Below are 9,554 nucleotides of genomic sequence, written 5' to 3'. Positions count from 1 at the left end.
TCCGCGTCCCCGACCACCGCCTTCGCCCTCTCCCGGCTGGCCGACCCCGACACCCTCCACCACACCCCGATCGGCGTGCTGCGCTCGGTGGAGCGCCCGGTCTACGACACCCAGATGGCCGACCAACTGGACACGGCGATCGAACAGAAGGGCAAGGGAGACCTGGCGGCACTGCTTGCGGGCGGCGACACCTGGACGGTACCGAGGCGACGGTTCGACGCGGGGGAGGGGTGACCCGTATGACCGCCATGCCGACTCTCGACTCGCCGAGCGTGGACGACATCACGCTCGACGCCGATGGCATCCTGCTCTCGGGCCTCCTCGCGCAACCGCGGCACACGGCGCCCCGCGCCGTAGTCGTCGCCGTCCACGGCGGAGGGATGCGGGCCGGGTACTTCCACAGCGGCGCCCGCCCCGGCATGTCCCTGCTGGCGCTGGGCGCCGAGCTCGGATACACCGTGCTCGCACTGGACCGTCCCGGCTACGGTCTGTCGGCCGACCGCTTTCCCCAGGGCCAGACCCTCGCCGAGCAGTCGGTCACCCTCAACGCGGCACTGAGCCGTTTCGCGGACCGTAACCCCATCGGTGAGGGCTTCTTCCTCGTCGCCCACTCGTACGGCGGCAAACTCGCGCTGAGCACCGCCGAGCAACGCTCCGACGCGCACGACCTGCTCGGCCTGGACATCTCGGGCCTCGGGCATCGGTACGCCGACGACGTACGGCAGTTCCCCGGCCCGGGCAGGCGGGGCGACTGGCAACGGCACTGGGGGGCACTGCGGTTCTATCCGCCGGACGCCTTCCGGCTCGCCCAGTCGCTGCTGGCCCCGGTGCCGGCCAGGGAGTCGAGGGAAGCCGCCGAGTGGCCCGTCCGGTATCCCGGTATCGCCGCCCGGGTCAGGGTTCCGGTCCGCCTCACCTTCGCCGAGCAGGAACGCTGGTGGCGCCATGACGACGCGGCCGTGTCCGAGCTGACCGGCTTCCTGGCCGCACCGCATGTCAGAGTCGACCGGCAGCCCGGCGCCGGGCACAACATCAGCCTCGGTTGGGCGGCCCGCACCTATCACCTGCGAGCGCTGGCCTTCCTGGAGGAGTGCCTCCTGGCCCGCGACGTGGTGCCGCCGGGCGGAGCGGGACGAGCGGCACGGAACTGAGGCTGGCGCTCGGCGTCCTGGTGCACTCCGGCGGGGCGACGCTGTGGCACATCTATGTGTTCGTCCTGGCCCTCGGCACGGTCAACGCCGTGGAGACCCCGACCAGGATGTCCTTCCTGAGCGAGATGGTCGGCGTCGAGCCGCTGCCGAACGCCTCCGCGTTGAGCGCCGCCTACTTCAACGCGGCTCGTATTCTCGGCCCGGCGGTCGCGGGCCTGCTGATCAGCGGGTACGGCGTGGCGACCGTGATGCTGCTCAACGCCGTCAGCCATCTGGCCACGGTGGTCTGCCTGCTCCTGATGCGTCCGGACGAACTGGTTCCTGGCGCCGACCGTCGGCGGGACGCCAAGGTCATGGACGGGCTGCGCCATGTCGCGGCCCGACGGGACCTGCTGCTGCCGCTGAGCCTCGTCGCGTCCATCGGCCTGCTGGGCTTCAACTTCCAGCTGGTGCTTCCCCTGCTGGCCAAGACGGTGTTCCACACCGGCTGCGCCTCGTTCGGGCTGCTCACCACCGCACTGGCGGCCGGCTCACTCGCCGCGGCGGTTACGGCCACCACCCGCAACGGCGGGCCGTCCGAGCGGCTGGTGCTCCGTGCGGCCCTCGGCTTCGCGCTGACGGAGACGGTGGCCGGCCCGGCCTCGGGGCGAGGGCCGGCATCCTGATCAAGATCAAACAAACCGACTGTCCCGTTTGTACTTACGTGACTTCTAGTCGTCCGCCTCTTCCTGTTCCCTCATCTCGTCGAGGATCCGCTTGCCGCGGCCGGCGGAGAGGTCCAGTGAGGCGAGTACGGACGGAGTGGCGATGCTCGGCATGAGGTTGCGCTGGAACGACGCCAGCCGCTCGGGCAGGTCGGCGTGATCGGTCAGTGCCTGCGACATGAGCTGCAGTCCCGCGAAGGAACCCACCATCAGTTCGGCGATCTCGGCCGTGTTGATGTGGGGCTGCAGCTCACCATGTGCTTTGGCGGTGTCGAGGAGCCTCTTGTTGCTCGCGCTCCAGCCGTGGAACGCGCTGGCCTGGTCGAGGCACTGGGCGTTCTGGTCGAGGGTCAGCCGGACGCTGGCACGGATCAGCGGCTCGCTGCCCAGCTGTTCGGCGAGCACCTGGCCTGTGTCGATCAGCTCCTGGAGCTTGAGCGGCTGCGGCGGCATGACGATCTCGCGCTGCTCGTCGAGGATGCCCTGAGCCAGCTCGTCCTTGGACTGGAAGTGGAAGTAGAGGGCGCCCTTGGTGACGCCGGCCTCTTTAAGGATCTCGACGATGGTGGTTCCCTGATAACCGTTCCGGTTGAAGACCGCGGCGGCAGCTTCCATGATCTTTCGGCGAGTTCGGATCGCGCGGTCCTGCTTGGCCATGTGTTCTCACCCTGTCCGTCGGTTCGCGGCGGAATCCTCACCCTGTGTGACGTGATGATGTTAGAAGGAAACCGCCAGAACCGTATTTTACCTCGGGTTAGTGCAATGTTGTCTCACGCGCGTAGGGATCATGTGAGGAAAGGCCGGAGCGGCCGGTTTACGCGGACGTGCGAGAACGGAAGGGACCAGAGCCAAGGGGGAGGGTGCGGGTGGAAACCCCGCCAGAGGCGAAGGTGTTCGAGGGGCTGGCCCGAAAGGCGGTGGTCCTCGGCCGCCGCGGTCGCCCCCTGCGTCGGCCTGGGCATCGCGCGAGGAGGCCGAGAGGCGGGTGCGCGGCGCGGAGTCCGTCTTCGCCGAATTCGGGCCGGGGAGGAAGAGGGGATCGCTCTCTGCCTCCAACTTCACGCACGTCTTCGCCGTCGACCGGCAGCTCGATGCGTGAGCAGGAGATCCCGCGACCTGCTCCGCGGAGCGGCCAGGCGCCAGGGGCGACATGCGGAGCGGGCTCGGCAACAGCTTGCACCGATGGCTTCGGACCGGTGAGCTGACCTGGGCCTACCTGTCCCTGGCCAAGGGAGACCCGGTCAGGGCGATCGGCGACCCCTTCGCCTACGGGGCCGCCCTCGTCGTCGCCGGTGACCTTCTGGCGGACGGCGGCGAAGTCCAAGAGGTCGACGAGGCACGGGCGCACTTTCGAAAGTCCCGTCTGGCCCGCGACGCCTGACACGGCGCCTCGCCGCGTTGTCGGGATCGTCCGCGTACGCCCAGTACGCGGACGACCCTCCGCCTTGCGATGCTCCCCCACTGCCCGAAGGGCGTGGGAGGTGCCCCCAGCACCAGACGCCGCGGGCCCCGCCCTTCGGGCGGACGACGCTACTTTCGAAACACGCCAAGCATAGGGTTGTGAGGTGGCGCGTACTGGGCGGCCGAAGGCCGGGTTGATCCTGTCGGGTGAGGAACGGGCTGCGTTGGAGGGGTGGGTGCGGCGCCGTTCCACGCCGCAGGCGTCAGAAGACTAGCCCGCCTGTCCCATCCCCGCCGCGTTCGGCCAGCTCTGGGCGTTGGGCCAGCCCGTCGCAGGGGCAGGGGTGAGGCCGTTGGTGCCTCTGACCTGGGCCGCGGTGAGGCCGCCGCGGGCGGGGACACCGGGCGGGGTCGGGCCGGTCATCGGCGTGGCGGCCGGGACGGGAGCAGGGGCCGGGCCCGGGGCGGGCATCTGGGCGGCCGCCGGAATCGGCGAAGGGAACTGGGCGGCGGCCGGAATCGGCGAAGGGAACTGGGCGGGAATCTGGGCCGGGAACTGCGCCGGGACCGGTGCCGCCATCGGCTGCGGGAACTGTTGCGGAACCTGCTGCGGGATCTGCTGCGGAATCTGGGACGGGACCTGCTGCGGGATCTGCTGAGGAATCTGCTGCGGAGCCGCCTGGGCCGCCGCCGGCATCGGCATCCCCGCGCCCGTGGACTGGCCGGCCTGTGCCGCCGCCGGCATCGGCGGGCCGGCGGCGATGGCCTGGGCGGCGAGGCCCTGCATGCCCGCGCCGTTCGTCGCGCTGACGAGTCGGTCGACTGCCGCCGTGCCCGAGCTGTAGCTGGTCCCTGTAGCGAGCTCGGGCACGGCGGCTCCCCTCCTGGTCCCGTAGAGCACCTGCTCCAGGCCGGACACCAGGCGACGCACGTCCACCTGGGGGCGCACCACGAGGCGCAGGAAGCGGCTGGACGAGCCGACTTTGTTGCCGCACTCGCGGACCAGGATCCGGTGCTCGGTGAGCATCCGGTCCCGGACCACGGTGCCCTCGGCGCCGACGGGAAGGCGCACGAAGAGGAAGTTGCCCTGCGAGGGGTAGACCGTCAGGCCGGGCAGCGCGGAGAGCTGGCTGGCCATGTCCAGACGGTCGCGGCGCACCTGCTGGAGGCTCTGCGCGTACTCGGGGCCGTGCTCCTTGAGCATGAACACCACATGCTCCGCGAAGGAGTTGAGGTTCCACTTGGGGAGCATGGAGCGGACGCGGCCGGCCAGCGCCGGGTTGGCGACCAGGTAGCCGAAACGTATGCCGTGCAGGCCGAAGTTCTTGCCGAGGCTGCGCAGGACGACGACGTTGGGCCGGAGCATCGCCTCCTGGACGACGCTCGGTTCCGCCTCCGCGTCCGCGAACTCCAGGAACGACTCGTCGATGACGACCAGGTCCAGGTCGGCCATCGCGTCCATGAACTGCACGAGCGCGTGCTTGTGCAGGAAGCCGCCGTCGGGATTGTTCGGGTTGCAGATGACGGCGACCCGGGTGCCGCGCTTGCGGATGAACTCGGCGTACTGCGCGAGGTCCAGGGCGAAGCCGCTGGATTCCTGGAGCGGGAACATGTCGACCCGCTTGCCGGTCTCCATCGGCTGGTCGGTCCAGCGGCCGAAGGTGGGGACGGGGACGGCGAGGGACTCGCGGACCAGGAGATGGTCGATCCAGGTGATGAGCTCGGTGGAGCCGTTGCCCATCGCCACGCACTGCGGCGGCAGCTGGAGCAGGTTGCACAGCTCGCCCGTGATGGTGTCGGCGCTGCTCGGGTAGTACGTGATGATGTCGCGGAGCCGGGCCGCCATCTCCTCGAACATCGCCGGGGTGGGGAAGTAGGGGTTGCAGGGGATACAGAAGTCCACGGGGCCCGATCCGTCGCCCTCCCGCGTCAGCGCCGCCATCGACGGACTGTGCGCCGCTGTGCTGCGGAACAACGAGGTGACGTTGTCGGCCATGGAACCTCCGAATGAGGCGGACCCGGTGGGGACGACCGGGTCCGTCGTCTTGGGTGGCCCGTGCGGGGGAGCACGGGCCGCCCTTACATACGGAGACTGGGGTGGCGTTGTTCAACGCGTGTGAAACGCGCCCCCCAAGGGGCGTGGGGAACCGCGCGACCAGCCCCAACGGGCCCGCAGTTCCCCACGACCTGATCAGCGGGTGAATCCGAAACCTGACCAGCCACCTGATCAGCGAGTGAACCCGACCTGATCAGCGGACCGCCTGACCAAGCGGAGCGTCTACGCGCTGAAGGTGTGGATCGTCGTCGTCCGGTACGTCTGACCCGGCCGGAGCACGGTCGACGGCCAGGACGGCTGGTTCGGCGAGTCCGGGAAGTGCTGCGTCTCCAGGCACAGGCCGTCGCCCTGCCGGTAGGTGCGGCCGGAGGTGCCGACGAGGGTGCCGTCGAGGAAGTTGCCCGAGTAGAACTGCAGGCCGGGCTGGTCGGTGAAGATCTTCAGGGTGCGGCCGGAGCGCGGGTCGCGCAGGGTGGCGATGTGCTCGGGCTTGGCCGTGACGCCCTTGTCCAGGACCCAGTTGTGGTCGAAGCCCTTGGCCTGCACCTGCTGCGGGTGGCCCGCGCGGATGTCCCGGCCGATCGGCTTGCCCTTGCTGAAGTCGAAGGGCGTGCCGGAGACCTTCGCCAGTTCGCCCGTGGGGATCAGACCCGTGTCGGTGGGCGTGTAGCGGCCGGCGGCGATCGTGAGCTCGTGGTCCTCGATCGTGCCGCTGCCCTCGCCGGCGAGGTTGAAGTACGTGTGGTTGGTGAGGTTGACGACCGTCGGCTTGTCGGTGGTGGCCTCGTAGTCGATGCGCCAGTCGCCGTGCCGGTTCAGTGTGAAGGTGACCTTCGTCTTCAGCGTGCCGGGGTAGCCCATCTCGCCGTCGACGCTCGTGTAGTACAGGTGCAGACCCACGTCGGAGCCGGACGTGAAGCCCTCGACGTCCCACACCTTGGTGTTGAAGCCCTTGGCGCCGCCGTGCAGGGTGTTCACGCCGTCGTTGACGTTCAGCTGGTACTGCTTGCCGTCCAGCGTGAACTGCCCCTTGCCGATGCGGTTGCCGTAACGACCGATCGTCGCGCCGAAGAAGGTGGTGCCGGCGACGTAGGACGCGATGTTGTCGTAGCCGAGCGAGACGTTGGCGTAGCGGCCGTGGCGGTCGGGGATCTCCAGGGACTGGATGATGCCGCCGTACGACAGGACCTTCAGCCGGGTCCCGCCGTTCTCCAGGGACCAGCGGTAGACCTTCGTGCCGTCGGCCAGCGTGCCGAAGAGCTCCTTCACCGGCTTCCTGCCTCCCGAGGCGGCCTCTGCTGTGCCCGTGCCGAGGGTGGTCGCGGCGATGCCCGCCGCCGCCGCACCCGCGATGACCGTGCGTCTGTTCAGTTCCATCTAGCGGCTCCTGTAAAGGAAGGGCCCCGCCGTTTCCGGCGGGGCCCGAGCTGACTTACGAACCGGACTTGCGCTTGTTCCACACGTCGAACCCGACCGCCGCCAACAGGGCCAGGCCCTTGATGACCTGCTGCCAGTCGGTGCCGACGCTGAGGAGGTTCATGCCGTTGTTCAGCACGCCGAGGACCAGACCACCGATGATCGCGCCGAGGACGGTACCCACACCGCCGCTCATGGACGCGCCACCGATGAACGAGGAGGCGATGGCCTCGAGCTCGAAGTTGAGGCCCGCCTTCGGCGAGGCCGCGTTCAGGCGGGCGGCCACGACCAGACCCGCCAGGGCCGCGAGCACACCCATGTTCAGGAAGACAAGGAAGGTGACCTTCTTGTCCTTGACGCCGGACAGCTTCGCCGCCGGAAGGTTGCCGCCGATGGCGTAGATGTGACGGCCGAAGACGGCGTTGCGCATGACGTAGCCGTAGCCGACCACCAGCAGGGCCAGGACGATCAGGATGATCGGCGCGCCCTTGTAGGAGGCGAGCAGCATCGTGACCGTGAGGATCGCGGCGACGATGGCGACGAGCTTGAGCAGGAAGAGGTTCCTGGGCGCCACTTCGAGGGCGAACTCCTGCTGCCGCTTGCGGTCCCGGACCTCCTGGATGACCGAGAAGGCGATCAGCGCGAAGCCCAGCAGCAGCGTGAGGTTGTGGTAGTTGGTGTCCGGGCCGACCTCCGGCAGGAAGCCGTTGCCCATCTTCTGCAGGCCGTCCGGGAACGGGCCGAGGGTCTGGCCCTTCAGGAGCATCTCCGTCAGACCGCGGAAGATCAGCATGCCCGCGAGGGTGACGATGAAGGACGGTATGCCGAGATAGGCGATCAGGAAGCCCTGTGCCGCGCCGGCCACCGCGCCGATGGCCAGGCACAGCAGCAGCGCGAGGGGCCAGGCCACAGAGTGTTGCACCGTCAGCACGGCCGCGAAGGCGCCGGTGAACGCCGTGAGCGAGCCGACCGACAGGTCGATGTGACCCGCGATGATCACCAGCATCATGCCGATCGCGAGGATCAGGATGTAGCTGTTCTGCAGCACCAGGTTGGAGACGTTGCGCGGCAGCAGCAGGTCGCCGCCGGTCCACACCTGGAACAGGACCACGATCAGACCGAGGGCGATCAGCATGCCGTACTGGCGCATGTTGCGGCGCAGGCCGTCCAGCATCAGCTGGAGCAGTCCGCCGCCGGAAGCCGATCCGCCGCTCTTGCCGGGCGGCGCCGCGGCCGGGCTCTTGGTCACGTCGGTGCTCATCGCGTTACCTCTTTGTCCTTCGTCATCTGACGCATCAGCACTTCCTGCGTGGCCTCGGCGCGCGGGAACTCGCCCGTGAGCCGCCCGGCGGCCATGGTGTAGATGCGGTCGCACATGCCGAGCAGTTCGGGCAGCTCGGAGGAGATGAAGACGACCGCCTTGCCCTGGGCGGCCAGCTGGTCGATGACCGTGTAGATCTCGTACTTGGCGCCGACGTCGATGCCGCGCGTCGGCTCGTCCAGGATCAGCACGTCCGGACCCGCGAAGATCCACTTGCTGAGGACGACCTTCTGCTGGTTGCCGCCGGAGAGCTTGCCGACCCGCTCGAACACGGTCGGGGCCTTGATGTTCATGGACTTGCGGAAGCCCTCGGAGACCTGCCGCTCCTCGTGCTCGTCGACGACCCCGCGCTTGGCCACCTTGCCCAGGGCGGTGAGCGAGATGTTGCGGTTGATGGTGTCGATGAGGTTGAGGCCGTAGTGCTTGCGGTCCTCCGTGACGTAGGCGATGCCGTTCTCGACCGCCTCCGCGACGGTCTTCGTCCGGATCTCCTTGCCGTCCTTGAGGACCGCGCCGCCCGCGTACCGGCCGTAGGAGCGTCCGAAGACGCTCATCGCGAGCTCGGTGCGGCCGGCGCCCATCAGACCCGCGATGCCGACGATCTCCCCGCGCCGCACCTGGATGGACACGTCGTCGACGACCTTGCGCTGCTGGTCGATCGGGTGGTGCACGGTCCAGCCGCGGATCTCCAGGGCCGGGGCCGCGCCCTGCTCCGGCTCGTGCGGGGTGCGCTCGGGGAAGCGGTGGTCGAGGTCGCGGCCCACCATGCCGCTGATGATCCGGTCCTCGGTCGTCTCCGCCGACTTCACGTCGAGGGTCTCGATGGACCGGCCGTCGCGGATGATCGTCACCGAGTCGGCGACCTTGCGGATCTCGTTGAGCTTGTGGGAGATGATGATCGAGGTGATGCCCTGGTGCTTCAACTCCAGGATGAGGTCGAGGAGTTTGTCGCTGTCCTCGTCGTTCAGCGCCGCTGTCGGCTCGTCGAGGATGAGCAGCTTCACCTTCTTCGACAGCGCCTTCGCGATCTCCACGAGTTGCTGCTTGCCCACGCCGATGTCGGCGACGCGGGTCTCCGGGTGGTCGGTCAGACCGACCCGGCGCAGCAGCTCCGTGGCGTGCCCCAGGGTCTCCCTCCAGTCGATGAACCCGCCCTTGGCGTGTTCGTTGCCGAGGAAGATGTTCTCCGCGAGGGAGAGGTACGGCGACAGCGCCAGCTCCTGATGGATGATGACGATGCCGTGCTGCTCGCTCGCCCGGATGTCCTTGAAGGAGCAGACCTCTCCCTCGAAGAGGATGTCTCCCTCGTAGCTGCCGTGCGGATGGACGCCGGAGAGCACCTTCATCAAGGTGGACTTCCCGGCGCCGTTCTCACCGCAGATGGCGTGGACCTCGCCCTGACGGACAGTCAGTGAGACGTCCGACAGCGCTTTGACGCCGGGAAAGGTCTTGACGATCGAGCGCATTTCCAGGACGGGTCCCGCCATGGTCGTGCCTTCCAATCC

The 9,554-nt window shown here is 68.6% G+C and carries 8 protein-coding genes and 1 pseudogene; 4 read left to right on the top strand and 5 right to left on the bottom strand.

Annotation, left to right across the window (positions count from 1 at the left end; genetic code table 11):
• The 3 genes and pseudogenes from ACFY16_RS07175 to ACFY16_RS07165 all read left to right on the top strand — a co-directional run.
• Nucleotides 1-234 (top strand): annotated as a pseudogene (locus ACFY16_RS07175) (hypothetical protein); the annotation flags it as partial.
• Nucleotides 235-248: 14 nt separating this feature from the next.
• Nucleotides 249-1,151 carry an alpha/beta hydrolase family protein gene (locus ACFY16_RS07170; RefSeq protein ID WP_390646114.1) on the top strand — a complete coding sequence of 301 codons (903 nt, stop codon included), beginning with the start codon at nt 249-251 and terminating at the stop codon, nt 1,149-1,151.
• The gene (locus ACFY16_RS07165) at nt 1,091-1,816 is read left to right on the top strand and encodes an MFS transporter (RefSeq protein ID WP_390646052.1); all 726 of its coding nucleotides are present in this window, start codon (nt 1,091-1,093) and stop codon (nt 1,814-1,816) included. Before ACFY16_RS07170 ends, ACFY16_RS07165 begins: the two co-directional genes overlap by 61 nt.
• Before the next feature lie 45 nt (nt 1,817-1,861).
• On the opposite strand, the gene ACFY16_RS07160 is transcribed toward ACFY16_RS07165, so the two are convergent.
• The gene (locus tag ACFY16_RS07160; protein WP_390646051.1) at nt 1,862-2,512 is read right to left on the bottom strand and encodes a ScbR family autoregulator-binding transcription factor; all 651 of its coding nucleotides are present in this window, start codon (nt 2,510-2,512) and stop codon (nt 1,862-1,864) included.
• A 493-nt stretch (nt 2,513-3,005) separates the two neighbouring features.
• On the opposite strand from ACFY16_RS07160, the gene ACFY16_RS07155 reads away from it, so the two are divergent.
• Nucleotides 3,006-3,236, top strand: coding sequence for a hypothetical protein (locus ACFY16_RS07155; RefSeq protein ID WP_390646050.1), 231 nt, complete (start codon nt 3,006-3,008; stop codon nt 3,234-3,236).
• 291 nt (nt 3,237-3,527) lie between these two features.
• Here ACFY16_RS07155 and ACFY16_RS07150 read toward each other — a convergent pair whose 3' ends face one another.
• The 4 genes from ACFY16_RS07150 to mmsA form a co-directional block, all read right to left on the bottom strand.
• On the bottom strand, nt 3,528-5,252 hold the full coding sequence (locus ACFY16_RS07150; RefSeq protein ID WP_390646049.1) for a pyridoxal phosphate-dependent aminotransferase: 1,725 nt from the start codon (nt 5,250-5,252) through the stop codon (nt 3,528-3,530).
• Nucleotides 5,253-5,534: 282 nt separating this feature from the next.
• Nucleotides 5,535-6,689, bottom strand: a complete 1,155-nt coding sequence (locus ACFY16_RS07145; protein WP_390646048.1) for an aldose epimerase family protein — start codon at nt 6,687-6,689, stop codon at nt 5,535-5,537.
• Nucleotides 6,690-6,744: 55 nt separating this feature from the next.
• Complete coding sequence (gene mmsB, locus ACFY16_RS07140; RefSeq protein ID WP_390646047.1) at nt 6,745-7,989, bottom strand: multiple monosaccharide ABC transporter permease; 1,245 nt, start codon at nt 7,987-7,989, stop codon at nt 6,745-6,747.
• Nucleotides 7,986-9,536: a multiple monosaccharide ABC transporter ATP-binding protein gene (mmsA, locus tag ACFY16_RS07135; protein WP_390646046.1), complete on the bottom strand. Its 1,551-nt coding sequence runs from the start codon at nt 9,534-9,536 to the stop codon at nt 7,986-7,988. Before mmsA ends, mmsB begins: the two co-directional genes overlap by 4 nt.
• Nucleotides 9,537-9,554: the final 18 nt, after the last annotated feature.

The organism is Streptomyces sp. NPDC001315, assembly GCF_042896175.1.
Classification (GTDB): domain Bacteria; phylum Actinomycetota; class Actinomycetes; order Streptomycetales; family Streptomycetaceae; genus Streptomyces.
This window is presented reverse-complemented; position numbering and strand designations above follow the sequence as displayed.

Coding starts and splice junctions, on each gene's coding strand:
- ACFY16_RS07170 (WP_390646114.1), top strand. CDS start 249: ATGCCGACTCTCGACTCGCCGAGCGTGGACGACATCACGCTCGACGCC.
- ACFY16_RS07160 (WP_390646051.1), bottom strand. CDS start 2,512: ATGGCCAAGCAGGACCGCGCGATCCGAACTCGCCGAAAGATCATGGAA.
- ACFY16_RS07155 (WP_390646050.1), top strand. CDS start 3,006: ATGCGGAGCGGGCTCGGCAACAGCTTGCACCGATGGCTTCGGACCGGT.
- ACFY16_RS07150 (WP_390646049.1), bottom strand. CDS start 5,252: ATGGCCGACAACGTCACCTCGTTGTTCCGCAGCACAGCGGCGCACAGT.
- ACFY16_RS07145 (WP_390646048.1), bottom strand. CDS start 6,689: ATGGAACTGAACAGACGCACGGTCATCGCGGGTGCGGCGGCGGCGGGC.
- mmsB (WP_390646047.1), bottom strand. CDS start 7,989: ATGAGCACCGACGTGACCAAGAGCCCGGCCGCGGCGCCGCCCGGCAAG.
- mmsA (WP_390646046.1), bottom strand. CDS start 9,536: ATGGCGGGACCCGTCCTGGAAATGCGCTCGATCGTCAAGACCTTTCCC.